This window comes from Mesorhizobium sp. M8A.F.Ca.ET.021.01.1.1 (genome assembly GCF_003998025.1).
Lineage (GTDB): Bacteria > Pseudomonadota > Alphaproteobacteria > Rhizobiales > Rhizobiaceae > Mesorhizobium.
In genome coordinates this window covers 1-15,685 of record NZ_RZSJ01000080.1, presented here as the reverse complement: position 1 = coordinate 15,685, position 15,685 = coordinate 1, and the positions used below count along the sequence as shown (strand labels likewise).

The window sequence follows — 15,685 nt, the reverse complement described above, 5'->3', positions numbered from 1 at the left end:
TGCCGGCATTGTTGAGCTTTGGCGAGCCGCCGAGCTGGCGCGCCAGGTCACCACCTTGCGGTCCTTCGACCTTGATCACGTCGGCTCCCAGCAAGGCCAGCTGATAGGCGCAGTAAGGCCCGGCGAGCACATTGGTCAGGTCGAGGACGCGGATACCGGAAAGCAGGTCTGTCATGTCTTTGCAAATCGCTCAGGCATCGCCCGGCACATGTTCGGGCCCGCGCCGGCGCCGGTGCTCGATGAAGGCCCAGACATGCGGCCCGACAAGGCCGATGAAGGCGAGCGTCAGCAAGGTCAGCGACAGTGGATGCTTGTAGAACACCGACCAGTCGCCGTTCGATATGGTCATCGCGCGGCGGAACTGGGTTTCGGCGAGCGGCCCCAGGATCATGCCGATGATGACGGGCGCGGTCGGGAAGTCGAACCGCCGCATCAGAAAGCCCGCGGCCCCCAGGAGATAGAGGATGACGAGATCGATCGGCGACTGCGAGATGCCATAGGTGCCGACAGTGGCGAACACCAGAATCCCGGCATAAAGCTGCGGCGCCGGGATTTTCAGCAGCCGCACCCACAGCCCGATCAGCGGTAAATTGAGGATGACCAGGATGACGTTGGCGATGAACAGGCTGGCGATCAGGCCCCAGACAAGGTCGGCCTGTGTCGTCAGGAGCAGCGGCCCGGGATTGATGCCGTAGCTCTGGAAGGCCGACAGCATGATCGCCGCCGTCGCCGAGGTCGGCAGACCGAGCGTCAGCATCGGCACCAGCACGCCTGCCGCGGACGCGTTGTTGGCGGCCTCGGGCCCGGCAACGCCTTCGATGGCGCCGACCGTTCCGAATTCCTCCTTGTGCTTCGACAGTTTCTTTTCGATCGCATAGGACAGGAAGGTCGGGATCTCTGCGCCGCCAGCCGGCATGGCGCCGATCGGAAAGCCGATCGCGGCGCCGCGCAGCCAGGCTTTCCACGAACGCCCCCATTCGGCCGCCGTCATGTAGAGCGAGCCTTTCAGCGGCACGATCTCGTCCTTGCCGGCATAGCGGCGCGAGGCCATGTAAAGTGTCTCGCCAACCGCGAACAGGCCGACGGCGGCGATGATGACGTCGACGCCGTCGAGCAGTTCGGTCATGCCGAAGGTGAAGCGCGGCTGGCCCGTCTGCAGATCGACGCCGATCATGCCGATTACGAAGCCGGCAAACAGGCTGGTCAAACCCCGCACCGACGATGAACCAAGCACCGCCGAAACGGTGATGAAGGCCAGCACCATCAGCGAGAAATATTCGGCCGGGCCGAAGGCCAGCGCGAACTTGACCACGACAGGCGCCAGGAAGGCGACGCCCAGCGTGCCGAGCGTGCCGGCGACGAAGGAGCCGATCGCCGAGGTGGCGAGCGCGGCGCCCCCGCGGCCGGAGCGGGCCATCTTGTTGCCTTCCAGCGCGGTGACGATGGTTGCGCTCTCGCCTGGCGTGTTGAGCAGGATCGACGTCGTCGAGCCGCCATACATGGCGCCGTAATAGATGCCGGCGAACAGGATGAAGGACGCCTCCGGCGCCACCTGGTAGGTGATCGGCAAGAGGAGCGCGATGGTCAGTGCCGGCCCGAGGCCGGGCAACACGCCGATGGCCGTGCCGAGCGTGGTGCCGAGCAGGCACCACAAAAGATTGGTCGGCGAGAATGCGACCGCAAAACCGTGTGCGAGATGGCCGAGCGTTTCCACGGTCTCAGCCTCCCGGCGTGCTGGTGAAAGCGTCGATCACCGTATTCAACTGGTTCTCGATGAAGCCGGCGCCGATGTTGACGCCGAGCGCCTTGGCGAAGCCGAAATAAGCCGCCAGCGCCAGCACCAGCCCGGTAAGCACATCGCGCAGCGTGTGCCTGCTGCCGAAGCCGTAACAGACCAGAACGAACATGATGACCGATGCGGCGGTGAAGCCAAGCGGCTGGATGAGCAGCAGATTGGCCAGAAGACCGATGACGACGAAGCCCATCGCCTTCCAGTCGGTCGAAGTTTCCTTTTCCTCCTCCGGCTGCCAGCCGCCGCGAAGTGCGGCGAGGATGAGCAGCAGGGAGAGCACCACGAGGCCGACCATGGTGAGATAGGGAAAGACAGTCGGACCGACCTTGGAATAGAGCGGCGACACCGGGATCGCCAGCGTCTGCCAGGCGACAGCCCCGGCGCAGGCCAGAAGGCCGATGCCGATCGACAATTCCGGTACGGCAAGGCGTGGGGGCGCCGCCGGCTGGTTGATGGTGCTCATGAACGTCCTCCCCGTTATGGCCGAGACCGGCGGCAGCCCGCAGCCAGCCTGCACCGTACCTTCACCTTTAGACCGATCGCCTCCCTGCGGTCGGCTGCGATTGAAAAATGAGGGGCGGCGCGAGCCGCCCCTTGGGGAAAAATCAGGCGAGACCGAGATCCTTGAGGATGGCCTCGATGCGAGCCGAATCCTCGGCGACGAATTTCGCATAATCGTCGCCGGTGAGCAGGATGGACGTCCAATTGCGGTTCTTGCATTCGCTCGCCCATGCATCGCTCTTGGCCATGGTCTCGACCAGCGTGATCATCGCCGCCTTGTCGGCATCGGAAACGCCGGGTGGCGCGAAGACGCCGCGCCAGTTGAACAGTTCCACATCGATGCCGGCTTCCTTCAGCGTCGGCGCGTCGATGCCGTCCTGGCGCTTGTCGGCCGAAATGGCGAGCAGCCTGAGCGCGCCGGCCTTGACCTGCTCGGAGAACTCGCCGAAGCCGGAAATGCCGGCCGCGACCTGGTTACCGAGCAACGCCGACAAGGCCTCGCCGCCGCCCGCGAACGGCACGTAGGAAAGGCTGGGGGCCGGAACGCCGACCGTCTTGGCGATCAGGCCGAACAGGATGTGGTCTGAGCCTCCGGCGGAACCGCCCGCGACTGGAACCTTCGTCGGATCGGCCTTGAGAGCCGCGACGAAATCGGCGGCCGTCTTGAACGGCGAGTCCGCCGGCACCACCAGCGCCTCGAACTCACCGGTGAGACGGGCGATGGGGGTGACTTGGGTCAGGTTGTTGGCTGCCTTGTTGGCGATGATGGCACCCACCATGACCATGCCCGCGACCATCAGCGAATTGCCCTTGCCGCCCCACTGATTGATGAACTGCGGCAGCCCGACCGTGCCGCCGGCGCCCCCGACATTGGTGATCTGCGAGCCCGAGATGAGCTTCTCGCTGCGCAGCACCTGGTCCATCGTGCGCGCCGTCTGGTCCCAGCCGCCGCCGGGTGCCGCCGGCACGAAGACCTGGATCTGCGGTGCACCTTCTGCGAAGGCGGGTGAGAAATGCGATGCCACCAGCCCGGCCGCGCCTGCCGCCGCCGTACTCATCAAAAATCTGCGTCTGTTCAGCATGGGATTCCTCCAGATCACGACACCTCCTCCGGTGCCTGCCAAAACGCGCCTGTTCACAGACCCGTGATCGAGTTCAAGCAGATTTGACCTCGTTCCGTCAACAGGAACGATATTCTGCTGGACAGAACGCTCCAGCGGCGCGACAGAGTGGTTCCGCTCGGGCTTCTCCGATTTGGAACCGCAATGGACTTACCAGCCAACTCAGCCGATGTGGAAATCCGCCGAGCGTCCGCCGACGGTGTTGCCGCACTCGATCGGGCGATCGCCATCCTCGATGCTTTCACCACGGTCGACCGCTCGCTTAGCCTGGCTGAAATCGCGGGGCGCACCGGCCTCTACAAAAGCACGATCCTGCGGCTCGCCAATTCGCTGTTGCGCGGCCAACTGCTCGAGCGCCTCGACGATGGGCGCTACCGTGTCGGGCCCGCCGCCTTTCGGCTGGGCGCGCTTTACCAGCGCTCGGTCGTGGCGGTCGACATCCTGTTGCCGATCATGCGCGAGCTCTCCGAACGAAGCTGGGAGAGCGTTGCCTTCTACGTCCGCTCGGGAGACGTGCGCACTTGTCTTTACCGCGTCGAATCCAAGCATCCGATCCGCTACACGATACGCGAAGGCGACGTATTGCCTCTGCTGGCCGGCTCCGGCGGCCGCGTGCTGGCAGCGTTTTCCGGCCAGCAGGGCGAACCCTACGAAACCATCCGCAAAACCTGCAACTGTCTCGCCGTGGGCGATCGCGACCCCGAGACTGCTGGCGTGTCGGCGCCGGTTTTCGGGCCGGGACATGTGCTGCTTGGCGCGTTGACGCTGGCTGGTCCAAGCACGCGCGTCGACGCAGCCTTCCTGCAGCGCATGAAGCGCCCGCTGCTCGAGGCGGCGGCCCGTGCCACCCGTGCCTTCGGTGAGGATGCCTCCATGCTGGAGCAGGCGAGCCTAGCGGCGGACGCTCTGCCGTAGCCACGCGGCTAGGGCCGGAAGAGGGCCGCCAGGTTTCGAATACAAACTGATTCAACTTGAAGCTGTTACTTGACGCAGCGTAATATTCGGTCATTCCCGGCAGCCGGAAACTATTTATTTGCTGTTAAGCCCCTCATGATACCCGGATTGGTGTCGCCATCTGAGCGACATGAGGGAGCAACATCGTCTCAACCGGCGGATGAAACAGCCGGACGGACGCGCTGACAGGATCATGGCACGTCCATGAATTCGATGAAGCTGTCATCGATGGACGCAAGCCCCCGCCTTCTCGGGCTTGTGTGGCCGTTCGTCGCCGTCGTTCTCATTCAGGCGCTGGTCGCCAGCCTGAGCCTCTATACGCTTTCGGCGGTTCGCGCCTATGTCGGCGGCGAAAGCCAGTGGTCCAAGGGGCAAAAGCACGCCATCTATTTCCTCAGCCTCTACGCCGATACCGGCAATGAGGAATTCTTCAGCGAGTATCGTGCCGCGATCGCCGTTCCACTGGCCGATCGCTCGGCCCGTCTGGCCCTCGAGCAGTCCGAGCCCGACACCCAGGCTGCACGCGCGGGCTTTCTGCACGGCAGGAACCACCCGGACGACGTTGCGGGGATGATCTGGCTGTTCCAGAATTTCCGTAGCTTCAGCTATCTCGACGCCGCCGTGCGGCACTGGACGGCGGCCGATGTCATGATCCTCGCCATCCGGCAGCTCGGCGACGAGATGCACGACAAACTGAGCAAGGCCCCGGCATCCCTGGCCCAGATCAGCGCCTGGAAGACGCAAATCCATCAACTCGATCGAGAGATCAGCCCGCTCTCCAAGGCCTTCTCGGACAGCCTCGGCGAAGGATCGCGCTTCATCAAGATGCTGCTCACCTTTGCCAATCTCGTCACCGCCGCCTTGCTGATACTGCTCGCCGTCTGGCGCACCCGCAAACTTCTGGCGCAGCGCCAGGCCTTCCAGCTGGCGCTCAACGCCGAGCGCGAGCGCGCCCAGGTCACGCTGGCTTCGATCGGCCAGGCCGTCATCAGCACCGGCCCCGATGGGCGGCTGGACTACATGAACGCGGTTGCCGAGAAATTGCTGGCATGCCCGTTCGGCTCCGCCAGAGGCAAGCCGTTGGCGTCGCTGTTTCGGCTGGTGGACAAGGACACCAGCGTCGAAGAGCCTCAATTGATCGAACGCCTGCTGGCCGGCGAGCCACGCCGCTCCAGCGCCCGTCCGCAATTGCTGCAGCGGCCGGACGGCTCCGTTGTTCCGGTCGCGCTGACCGGCGCGCCGCTGCTCGTTTCCGGTGGGATCGTCGGCGCCGTGCTGGCCTTCCACGACATGACCCGGGAAGAGGATTATATCGAGCGGCTTTCCTGGCAGGCTTCGCATGACGCGCTGACCGGGCTCGCCAACCGGCGTGATTTCGAAAGCCGGCTGGAACGGACGATCGTCGAATTGCAGGACGGGGCCCGCCAGCATGCGCTGATGTATCTCGATCTCGACCAGTTCAAGCTGGTCAACGATACGTGCGGCCATGCCGCTGGCGACCAGTTGCTGCGCCAGATCTCCTCGCTGCTGATCAACGAGCTGGGGCCGGGCGACGTGCTGGCCCGGTTGGGCGGGGATGAATTCGGCGTGCTGCTGATCGATTGCGAGGCGGACAATGCGGCCGACATCGCCGAACGGCTGCGCGCCGCCGTGCAGGAGCTGCATTTCGCCTGGGATGGCCGGCCTTTCAACACCAGCGTCAGTGTCGGCATGGTGCAGATCGCCAATACGCATGTGACGATCGAGGAGGCACTGCGTGCCGCCGACGTCGCCTGTTACATGGCCAAGGAGAAAGGCCGCAACCGCGTCCAGATCCATAGCGACGGCGACGTCGCCTTGCGCGAGCGCTTCGGCGAGATGGCCTGGGTGCAGCGCCTGCACGCCGCGCTCGAAGAAGATCGCTTCAGGCTTCATGCCCAGGAAATCTGGCCGCTCAACGACGACGTCGCCGAGGCTGGAGCGCATATCGAGATTCTCTTGCGGCTGACCGATGAAGACGGCGGCTTCGTTACCCCGCAGAGCTTCATTCCCGCCGCCGAGCGCTACGGCCTGATGCCGTCGATCGACCGTTGGGTGGTGCGCAATACATTCCGCATCCTGGCGGCGCGGCAAGCCGATCAGCGCATGCCGCCGATTGCCACATGCGCCATCAATCTTTCCGGAGCGACGTTCGGCGACGAGACGTTTCTCGGCTTCCTGCGCGAGCAGTTCCTCGTCCATGGCATTTCGCCGGCCATGATCTGCCTGGAGATCACCGAAACCAGCGCCATCGCCAATCTTACCAGTGCCATGCGCTTCATGGCCGACCTGCGCGGGTTGGGCTGCCGTTTCGCGCTCGACGATTTCGGCTCCGGCATGTCGTCCTTCGCCTATCTGAAGCACCTGCCGGTCGACTACCTCAAGATCGACGGCAGCTTCGTCAAGGACATGCTGGATGACCGCATCGACCGCGCCATGGTCGAGATGATCCACCATATCGGCAAGGTCATGGGCAAGCGCACCATCGCCGAATTCGTCGAAAGCGACGACATCGCCGCCGCTCTGAAGACCATCGGCGTCGACTATGCCCAGGGCTACGGGATCGCCAGGCCGACGCCGTTCGATGCCTCGACGGTGCTGCTGGGCCGGAGCGTCACGCCGGCCGCGCCGAGCGCCGATCCATGGGCCGACCTTGCTCGGAAACTGGGTCGCAAGGCCGGCTAAACGATCAGTTCAGTTTCACCAGAACCACCCGGCGGTTCTTGGCACGGCCCGCCTCGTCATCATTGCTGGCGACGGGCGCCATCATGCCGGCGCCGGCGGCGGTCAGCCGCTTGCCGTCGATGCCATATTTCGACACCAGCACCTTCTTGACCGCTTGCGCACGCCGCGACGACAGATCGATATTATAGTCGAAGGCGCCCTGATTGTCGGTGTGACCGACGACGATGACCGCCATATCGGGTTCGTTTGCCAGCAGCGTCGAAATCTCCTTAAGCGTTGGTTCCGATTCCGGCTTGATGACCGCCTTGCCGGTGTCGAAGAAGATGCCGTAGAGTGAAATGCTGCCGGTGGCGGAAATCGAATCCGCCATCTTGGCCGCCTCGACGACCACCATTTTCTTGTCGCGCGCCTTGGGTTCCAGCACCTGCACAACGGCAACGGTGCGGCCGTTGAGTTCCTTGCAGTAGAGATCGTCGGTCAACGAATAGGTCTGTACCGTGATATAGGCGTCGCCGCCGTCCTGTGGCACCTTGGCCGAGAAATAGCGCTGGTCGTTGATGCCGGAAGCCAACGCGCAAGCGCCATTGGAGAATGCCGCGTCCTTGAGATCGCTTTCGTGGAAGGAATACATCGTCAGGCTCATGTCGCCGCCGCCGCCGCTCGACGAGCGGTCGGCAGCGCCGCCACATTCCTCCTTCTTGCATTCGAACAGGACTTCGCCGCCTGCTGCCTTGATCACATCCTGATAATTGCGCAGCACCTCGAGCGGCGAGCGCTCGGCCGGCAGCACATAGGCGATACGGGTCAGGGCACCCTCCACCTCGGCCTTCTTGTCCGGCGCGAAAACGCGATTGTTCATGGCGTCGCGCGCGTCCGGATCTGCGCTTGGCTTCAGGGGCGACAGCGGTACGCTGAAGTCGGTAAAGGCAAGCTTTGCGTAGGACACGATGAAAGAGCCTTCGTAGCGCTTGGCCAGTTGATTGTCGGCGGCGCCCCCGATATCGGCGGTCGGCACCGTCGCGTCGGCTGCCGCGAGCCGCAGTGTCAGCGCGAGAACAAGCCCCGCCCAGAAAAACCTCATGATTGTCGACTTTAATGCATGCATCGATCGATCCCCTCGCTTGATGATCGATGCTAGCAGAGCGGGTATGTCCAGTCGATGACGCCACTCAGGGCAGCCGCTCCAGCAGGATGGTCGGCGCATCGTGATAGAGGGTCTGCGTCAGCTCGGTATAGCCGCACTTCCTGGCGACGTTCAACGAGGCCGTATTTTCGGGATCGATGATGCAGACGGTTCTGGCACGTCCGAACGTCTGGTCGCCCCAGCCATGCACACGGCTGACGATCTCCGTGGCAAGGCCAGCGCCATGCGCGGCCGGAGCGAGCGCCCACCCCGCCTCGGGGATGCCTTCGATCGACGGCTCCATGTCGCGCTTCAGATCGTGGAACCCGGCCTCCCCGACGAAGCGGCCAGTCGCTTTCTCCTCGATGGCCCAGAACCCATAGCCCAACAGCGACCACAGGCCGGCGTGACGCAGGAAGCGCATCCAGCTTTCCTCACGCGTACGCGGCTTGCCGCCGATGAAACGGGTGACGACCGGATCGGCCCACATCGTGGCATAGGCATCGAAGTCGCCGAGCTGGTGTGGCCGCAGGATGGTTCGTGGCGTCTCGATGACGGGGGCGACAGTCGCTTGCGTCGGATTCATTGGATTTGCCTCGCGTTACGGCCTGCGGGTTAGCAAATCGACGGCGCCGTGCAAGAGCCAGGGAACCCAGGGACCGTCATCCAGGACGAAAGCGCGACGTCCGGCTGCCTTCACGACATCCGGGCAGCGCTTTGGGATTTTTGCGCGGCGGTGTTATTTTCGACGCGGGCTGATTCAGCAGCCCAAATTTTGAGGCGCCCAGTGCCGCCGATCCGAGGGAAACGAGCATGGACACCACCGACCTCGTGCTCGCCATCATCCACCATCTGCTGGTGTTCTCGCTGGCGGGGATCATCGGCGCCGAATTCGTGCTGATCCGTGGCGACCTGCCCGCCGCGACGCTCAAGCGGCTCGCCGGCATCGACCGCCACTACGGCATCATCGCCGCGCTCATCATCATCGTCGGCATCGGCCGTGTCGTCTGGGGGCTCAAGGGCTGGGAGTTCTACGTCCACAATTGGGTGTTCTGGGCCAAGATGGCGGCGTTCGGCATCGTCGGCCTGCTGTCGATCGTCCCGACCGTGCGTTTCATTTCCTGGAGCCGGCAGGCGAGTACCAATCCTTCCTTCGCCGTGCCTGTCGGCGAACTGGCCTCGGTGAAGACCTATATCCGCGCCGAGGCGTTCGTCTTCCTGCTGATCCCGGTCTTCGCGGCGGCGATGGCGCGTGGCTACGGCTACTGATCGTCGGCGGAAACCGTTTCAAGTGGAGCGATCGGCACCAGGGGTGCCGGAATGCTGGTCGTCTTCACCTCCGCCTTGCAGATATCGGCGATGACGCAGGCCGGACAATCCGGCTTGCGCGCCTTGCAGACATAGCGGCCATGCAGGATCAGCCAGTGATGGGCGTGGCGCATATATTCGTCCGGGATGATCCTCAACAATCCCTGCTCGACCTGTTCCGGGGTCTTGCCGGGCGCCAGGCCAAGCCGGTTGCCGATGCGCAGGATGTGCGTGTCGACCGCCATCGTATGTTGGCCGAAGGCCATGTTGAGCACGACATTGGCGGTCTTGCGCCCGACACCGGGCAGCTTGACCAGCTCATCGCGGTCGTCAGGCACCTCGCCGCCATGGTCGCGGATCAGCGCCTCCGACAGGGCGATGACGTTCTTGGCCTTGTTGCGCCAGAGACCGATGGTCCTGATAAAGTCGCCGACCCTGGCTTCACCGAGCGCCAGCATCTTTTGTGGCGTATCGGCAACCTTGAACAGGGCGCGCGTCGCCTTGTTGACGCCCGTATCGGTCGCTTGCGCCGAAAGCACCACGGCCACCAGCAGCGTGAAGGCGTTGACATGTTCGAGCTCGCCCTTGGGCTCCGGTCGCTGCACCGAAAAGCGCCTGAATATCTCGTGCACTTCCGTCGGGCTGTAGATCGATCTGGACCGCGCGGGCCTGGGGCGCGGTTTGGCGTTCGCGCCGACGCGCCGTCCGGGCAACAGTTCACTTTTGGGCAGGGACGAATCTTTGGACTTGGGGCGCGCCATTTCCCTCCTATAATAGTCTGTCATGAGCGACACAAACGCCTCGTTTCAGGCTGATGAGCCCTTTTTTCATGCATTGCTGACCCCACACCGGTCGCTGGGCAGGACGGGCTTCCTGATCCTGATGGGCGCGCTGACGTTCGGCTGGCTGGTGACGGGCGCGTTCTTCCTGTCCCGCGGCGCCTGGCCGGTGTTCGGCTTCTTCGGCCTCGACGTGATCGCCGTTTACATCGCCTTCCGCGTCAACTATCGGGCCGCCCGCGCCCGCGAGGAAGTGTCGGTCTCGCGAACCAGCCTCGATATCCGCAAGACGGCCCCCTCGGGAAAGTCGGAAGCGCACCGCTTCAATCCGTTTTGGGCTCGGTTTTCGATCGCCCGGCACGCCGAGATCGGCATCACCAGAATGACCGTGGAAGCACAGGGCCAGAACGTGCCGATCGGCGGCTTCCTCGATCCCGATTCCCGCGAGAGCTTCGCCACCGCCTTCGCGCGCGCTCTGGCGACCGCCAAGGCGCGCTAAGCAATTCCCAGAAAAGTGTGAAGCGGTTTTCCGTCCGCAATTGCGGCAAACAATGTGCTTCAGAAGCGATACCGCAGCAGCCTGCCGACCTTGCGCAGCGCCGGAATGTGTTTCCAAAGGCGGACGAACAGCTTGGCGGACCAGCCCATGCGGGCAGCGTGCTCGGGCTTGTAGGCCGAAATATCCTCGATGAACCGCAGCTTCGGAACCGCTAGTTCCAGCTCGTGCGGGTCGTCGATCGCCCAGTGGACCTCGGCGCCCGTCGCCTTGATCGTCGGATTGAGGCGAAGCAGCGTCAGGCCGAAACGGCTGTAGGCGTCGAAGATCAGTTCGCCGCCGGCAAGATGCGAGACAAGCCGTGAAAGCAGGCGCAGCCCTTCGTCGGCGGGGAGATAGGGCGTCAATCCCTCCGCCACCACGATGGCCAGGCGGTTGCGAGGCACGTCGGCCAACCAGCCCGGCTCGGTCACCGACGAAGCGATGAAGCGGGAATGGTCGCGGGACGGGTAGAGCTTGCGCCTGAGTTCGATCACTTCGGGATAGTCGATATCGAACCAGTCCACCCACGGTGGAGGATCGACCCGGAAGATGCGGGTATCAAGCCCGCAACCCAGATGCAGCACGATGGCGCCAGGATTTCTGGCCAGAAAATCCTCGACGCGGACGTCCAATGTCTTGGCTCGGATCGCCAGGCCGATGCCGAGATTCTCGTCGACCTTGAGCCTGGCGAAATCATAGTCGATCTTGCGCAGCGCCGCGTCGGCGAAATGGTCCCCGAGCAGCGACTGGGGCATCCTGCTCTCCAGCGCCTTGCCGTACAGGGTCATGAGCAAGGTCTCTTTTGCTCCCGTCAAATGTACTTTTTCGCCAACCATGAGCGGCTCCCGGGCTCGAATCCCCAGTCTATCTGGGCAGGTGCTGCAAGAAGGCAAGTTTCGGGTGGCGATCGGCGCCCCAAGGGGCGATATTCCCGCCCAAGGAGACAGGTCCATGAGCACACACACGGCAGTCCTCAAGAGGGACATCACGCCCAAGGGCAGCGACTACGAAATCGTGCGCCGCGCCATCGAGAAGATCAGCCTCGACTATCGCGACCAGCCATCGCTGGAAGAACTGGCCGAAGAGGTCGGCGAGACGCCGACCGGCTTGCAAAAACTCTTCACCCGCTGGGCCGGTCTGTCGCCCAAGGCCTTCCTGCAGGCGGTGACGCTGGACCATGCGCGCAAGCTGCTCGATTCCGGCATGCCGCTGCTCGAAACCTCTTTTGAACTGGGCATGTCCGGTCCCGGCCGGCTGCACGACCTGTTCGTCACCCATGAGGCGATGTCGCCTGGCGACTACAAGACGCGCGGCGCCGGCCTCACCATCCGCTACGGCTATCACCCCTCCCCATTCGGCACCGCCTTGATCATGGCCACGGACCGCGGGCTTGCCGGCCTCGCGTTCTCCGACGCCGGCGAGGAGCGCACCGCCTTCGCCGACATGTCGGGGCGCTGGCCCAACGCCCTCTATGTCGAGGACCGGGAAGCGACAGGCCCTTATGCCGCGCGCATCTTCGAGCCGACGTTGTGGCGCGCCGACCAGCCGCTGCACGTCGTCATGATCGGCACCGACTTCCAGGTCCGCGTCTGGGAAGCCTTGCTGCGGATCCCGATGGGCAAGGCCCGCACCTATTCCTCGATCGCCGCCAGCATCGGCGCGCCGAGCGCCAGCCGCGCGGTCGGCGCCGCCAACGGCGCCAACCCGCTCTCTTTCGTGGTGCCTTGCCACCGCGCCATCGGCAAATCAGGCGATCTTACCGGCTATCACTGGGGCCTGACCCGCAAGCGCGCCATCCTGGGCTGGGAGGCGGGGCAGATTTCGTCCTGAAATGTCGATTTTTAATTCCGGTTCCAAGGAATATATGAATATTCGGATTTTAAAGTATTAGTGCGAATCTTTTCGGAATCGCTGGATACAACCGGTGACAACCATCGGTTTCTTCATGACTGTTGTTTCGACACTTTATTTGAGTTTACGCTAAATTAACCATGCTAAAGCGATGATGACCCATATTAATTCGGGCGGTCCGACTTAATAGGAGGGTCTCTATGACGTTGTTTCGCACCACTGTCGGTGCAGCCTTGCTTTTCGCGTGCCTGGACCACGCCGCGATGGCCACAACGCAGAATGTCATTTTCAACGGCACGGTAACCGCGACCTGCACGCTCGTTGTCGGCTCCAACGGCACGATGACGGTGAGCCCCGACCTCCAGTCGCTGAGCTCGCACAACAGCGGCGGTTCGGCTGGAACAGTCACGCTCACCACCACCGGAGGTGTTTCGCTGAGCGTCGATCCGGTGACCCTCACCACCGTGCCGGCCGCCGACAGCACGGCCACCACCTGGACACCGACCTATTTGTCCAGCGGCGCCCACACGATCGCGGAAACGGGTTCCTCCACCGCCCTGACCGCCCCCGGCGCCGACCTTGTCTCGGTCCATCTCGCCGGCACCAAGGGTGGCAGCAACCGCTTCGCGAACGGCAACTATCAGGCAACCGTAACACTGCGCTGCGAATAGGCCGTCGCGAAGGAGGGATCCTTGAAACATGCTCTGAACCTGGCGGCGGCATTGGCCGCCGGATTGATGCCCATTGCCGCGGGCGCCCAGTCGATGTCGCCGATGCGGGGTGAGGTCAACAGTTTCACCGACGCCTTCGCGGTCCGCGTGTTCCCCGCCAATCCCTACGACCGGAAGATCAAGGTCGAAATCCACGTCTACGATCAGGATTTTCAGCCGGTGGACGCCAAGATCTCTCCAAGTGTCTTCCAATTGGGCTCGCAGGCTTCCCGCCCTGTCCTTGTGGTCGTGCCCTTCGGCGGCGCTGCCGAGCGTAAAGTGCGTATCTGTACCGAGAGCATCCCCTTTCCCAATCAACAGACGCAGATAAGGGCACAGATATGCGGAAAGTTTTTTGGGCACCGCAAGTCCTGACGCTGGCGCTCGCGGTTGCTGTGACCAGCACCGCTCCAACCCAGGCCCAGGAACAGATTTACAATCTCAACCAGAACGAGAACGGCTTCAACTTGCCCGGTGTCACTCTACCCCAGGGCCAGGACGAGGTTCACGCCGCGGATGGCACCACTTGCCGTTCCGCCGTTTCCGGTTCCGGTGCCTATGTCGATCTCGGCGTTATCAGAGGCAACAGCCAGACGAACAATGGCGTCGCCACCTATGGCCGGGTGGTGATCCCGATCGGCCGGACGCCGAAGCGTCTCGACTGCAGCCGGCTCTATGAACTCGAGGTGCAGCGCCTTCAGATGGAGCTAAAGCTGTTGAAGATGGGCGTCAATGTCGACGGCGGCACGACCGCGAGCGTGGCCGCAAGCGCTCCCGCCACCGCTGCCGCATCACCTGGATGGGCCAACGAAGGCTGGAGCATCAGGACCGGAAACAGCGATGGCAAGAAAAAGAAGAAGAAATAACCGGGCGCTGCTTGCGATGGCCGCACTCGCCGGTTTCTGCCTTCCGGCGCAGGCGGCGATCATCGGCACCTGCACCATCATGGTCGGGGCATCGGGCACGATGACCGCAAATCCGGCCATCGGCATACTGGGCTCCAAGCAGGCAGGCGGATCGAGCGCCAATGCCACCGTGGTGGCTAGCTCCCTGCTGTGCTCGATACTTAACCTGCTTGACTGTTATTCTGTTTCAGCGCCCGCGCCTGCCGCGTTCTCGTCGGCGCCGAGCGGCGGCGGCACCAACGTGACCTTCGCCTCGGTCTACCGCCTCGATGGCTCGGGGGTCGACAACAATGGGGGCGTGCCGCAAAGGGTCGTCAACGGCACCCACGCCATGCAGATCGACCTCACCGCCACCAAATCGAGCGGTATCTTCCCCGCCGGCAACTATCAGGGCATCGTCACCGTGCGATGCGAGTGAGGCAGCAAATCGCGCTGGACCATTCGCGTGGTCTGGCATCGAACGGCCTGGCAGGGTAGCTTCCCGTGCGTTCAGCAGGAGGCACTTTCTTGATAGTCGTTGTCGGCTCGATCAACCTCGACCTTATCGCCAACGTCGACCGCTTGCCGAGCCCCGGTGAGACGGTAAGCGGTTCCAGTTTCTCGACGGCGCCTGGCGGCAAAGGGGCCAACCAGGCATTGGCCGCCGCGCGTGCCGGCGCTCAGGTGCGCATGGTCGGCGCCGTTGGCAAGGACAATTTCGCACCCGAAGCACTGGCGTTGCTGCGCGAGGCCAAGGTCGACCTGTCTGGCGTGGGAGAGACCTTTGCCTCGACCGGCACGGCGCTGATCATGGTCGGCGACGACGGCGAGAACATCATCGCCGTGGTGCCCGGCGCCAATGCTTCCGTGGTGCCCGGCGACCTCTCCAAGGCTTTTCTGAAGAAGGGCGACGTCGTGCTGCTGCAGCATGAGATTCCGCTCGCGACGATCGATGCGGCACTCGACCAGGCAAGGACGGCCGGCGCGGTCACTGTCCTCAACACCGCCCCTTTTCATGGCGAGGCAGCCGCCTTCCTCGGCAAGGCCGACTACGCGGTCGCCAATGAGACCGAGTTCGACCTCTATGGTGAAGCGCTGGCCTTGAAGGGTCGCGATCGTGCGGCCCGCATGCGCGATTTTGCCGGGAAAACCGGACGCACCATCGTCGTCACCCTCGGCGGCGATGGCGTGATGGCGGCGACACCGAGCGATTTCCTGACTGTTCCCGCGCTGAAGATCACGCCGGTCGACACGGTTGGGGCCGGCGACACGTTCTGCGGCTATTTCGCCGCCGGCCTGTCGTCGGGCCTCACGCTCGAACAGGCACTTGCGCGTGCCGGCGCTGCCGGCTCGCTCGCTTGCCTCAAGCCCGGCGCCCAGCCGGCGATCCCGCTGGCGAAAGACGTCGACCAGGCCTTGCA

General features: G+C 63.7%; 18 protein-coding genes. 10 read left to right on the top strand and 8 right to left on the bottom strand.

All coding sequences use genetic code 11. The features are described 5' to 3' along the window. The 4 genes from EOA36_RS09485 to EOA36_RS09470 all read right to left on the bottom strand — a co-directional run. Positions 1-175: CoA transferase (locus EOA36_RS09485; protein WP_189553157.1), on the bottom strand; the 175-nt coding region annotated here is incomplete at its 3' end. Between the two features lie 15 nt (positions 176-190). Then, positions 191-1,714: a tripartite tricarboxylate transporter permease gene (locus EOA36_RS09480; protein WP_127277132.1), complete on the bottom strand. Its 1,524-nt coding sequence runs from the start codon at positions 1,712-1,714 to the stop codon at positions 191-193. Positions 1,715-1,718: 4 nt separating this feature from the next. Continuing rightward, a complete protein-coding gene (locus tag EOA36_RS09475; protein ID WP_127277130.1) occupies positions 1,719-2,255 on the bottom strand; it encodes a tripartite tricarboxylate transporter TctB family protein in 537 nt (178 codons plus the stop codon). A 142-nt stretch (positions 2,256-2,397) separates the two neighbouring features. Next, positions 2,398-3,375, bottom strand: a complete 978-nt coding sequence (locus tag EOA36_RS09470) for a tripartite tricarboxylate transporter substrate-binding protein (protein ID WP_127277127.1) — start codon at positions 3,373-3,375, stop codon at positions 2,398-2,400. Between the two features lie 183 nt (positions 3,376-3,558). Between EOA36_RS09470 and EOA36_RS09465 the strand changes: the two genes are divergently transcribed. Then, on the top strand, positions 3,559-4,329 hold the full coding sequence (locus tag EOA36_RS09465) for an IclR family transcriptional regulator (protein ID WP_127277124.1): 771 nt from the start codon (positions 3,559-3,561) through the stop codon (positions 4,327-4,329). 243 nt (positions 4,330-4,572) lie between these two features. After that, positions 4,573-7,071: an EAL domain-containing protein gene (locus tag EOA36_RS09460; RefSeq protein WP_127277121.1), complete on the top strand. Its 2,499-nt coding sequence runs from the start codon at positions 4,573-4,575 to the stop codon at positions 7,069-7,071. 4 nt (positions 7,072-7,075) lie between these two features. On the opposite strand, the gene EOA36_RS09455 is transcribed toward EOA36_RS09460, so the two are convergent. Together EOA36_RS09455 and EOA36_RS09450 are read right to left on the bottom strand one after the other, a co-directional pair. Further along, on the bottom strand, positions 7,076-8,176 hold the full coding sequence (locus EOA36_RS09455) for an OmpA family protein (protein ID WP_245464303.1): 1,101 nt from the start codon (positions 8,174-8,176) through the stop codon (positions 7,076-7,078). Positions 8,177-8,240: 64 nt separating this feature from the next. Beyond that, entirely contained in the window at positions 8,241-8,780 is a 540-nt protein-coding gene (locus EOA36_RS09450; RefSeq protein ID WP_127277115.1) for a GNAT family N-acetyltransferase, read from the bottom strand. 227 nt (positions 8,781-9,007) lie between these two features. On the opposite strand from EOA36_RS09450, the gene EOA36_RS09445 reads away from it, so the two are divergent. Then, positions 9,008-9,463, top strand: coding sequence for a DUF2214 family protein (locus tag EOA36_RS09445; RefSeq protein ID WP_127277113.1), 456 nt, complete (start codon positions 9,008-9,010; stop codon positions 9,461-9,463). On the opposite strand, the gene nth is transcribed toward EOA36_RS09445, so the two are convergent. Next, entirely contained in the window at positions 9,457-10,263 is an 807-nt protein-coding gene (gene nth, locus EOA36_RS09440; RefSeq protein ID WP_127277110.1) for an endonuclease III, read from the bottom strand. The two genes, EOA36_RS09445 and nth, sit on opposite strands and share 7 nt — an antisense overlap. 22 nt (positions 10,264-10,285) lie before the next feature. Here nth and EOA36_RS09435 point away from each other — a divergent pair, with 22 nt between their 5' ends. Further along, positions 10,286-10,780, top strand: a complete 495-nt coding sequence (locus EOA36_RS09435) for a DUF2244 domain-containing protein (protein ID WP_127277108.1) — start codon at positions 10,286-10,288, stop codon at positions 10,778-10,780. A gap of 59 nt (positions 10,781-10,839) precedes the next feature. Here EOA36_RS09435 and EOA36_RS09430 read toward each other — a convergent pair whose 3' ends face one another. After that, positions 10,840-11,655 carry a class I SAM-dependent methyltransferase gene (locus EOA36_RS09430; protein WP_127277106.1) on the bottom strand — a complete coding sequence of 272 codons (816 nt, stop codon included), beginning with the start codon at positions 11,653-11,655 and terminating at the stop codon, positions 10,840-10,842. A gap of 115 nt (positions 11,656-11,770) precedes the next feature. Between EOA36_RS09430 and EOA36_RS09425 the strand changes: the two genes are divergently transcribed. The 6 genes from EOA36_RS09425 to EOA36_RS09400 form a co-directional block, all read left to right on the top strand. Further along, on the top strand, positions 11,771-12,649 hold the full coding sequence (locus EOA36_RS09425; protein WP_127277104.1) for a bifunctional helix-turn-helix domain-containing protein/methylated-DNA--[protein]-cysteine S-methyltransferase: 879 nt from the start codon (positions 11,771-11,773) through the stop codon (positions 12,647-12,649). A gap of 221 nt (positions 12,650-12,870) precedes the next feature. Then, positions 12,871-13,341: a hypothetical protein gene (locus tag EOA36_RS09420; protein ID WP_127277102.1), complete on the top strand. Its 471-nt coding sequence runs from the start codon at positions 12,871-12,873 to the stop codon at positions 13,339-13,341. Between the two features lie 21 nt (positions 13,342-13,362). Next, positions 13,363-13,755: a hypothetical protein gene (locus tag EOA36_RS09415; RefSeq protein WP_127277100.1), complete on the top strand. Its 393-nt coding sequence runs from the start codon at positions 13,363-13,365 to the stop codon at positions 13,753-13,755. Further along, positions 13,722-14,246, top strand: a complete 525-nt coding sequence (locus tag EOA36_RS09410; RefSeq protein ID WP_127277098.1) for a hypothetical protein — start codon at positions 13,722-13,724, stop codon at positions 14,244-14,246. The genes EOA36_RS09415 and EOA36_RS09410 overlap by 34 nt, the downstream gene beginning before the upstream one ends. Then, positions 14,221-14,703, top strand: coding sequence for a hypothetical protein (locus EOA36_RS09405; protein ID WP_127277096.1), 483 nt, complete (start codon positions 14,221-14,223; stop codon positions 14,701-14,703). The genes EOA36_RS09410 and EOA36_RS09405 overlap by 26 nt, the downstream gene beginning before the upstream one ends. Positions 14,704-14,792: 89 nt before the next feature. Beyond that, a partial coding sequence (locus tag EOA36_RS09400; RefSeq protein ID WP_145969134.1) for a ribokinase occupies positions 14,793-15,685 on the top strand: 893 nt, incomplete at its 3' end.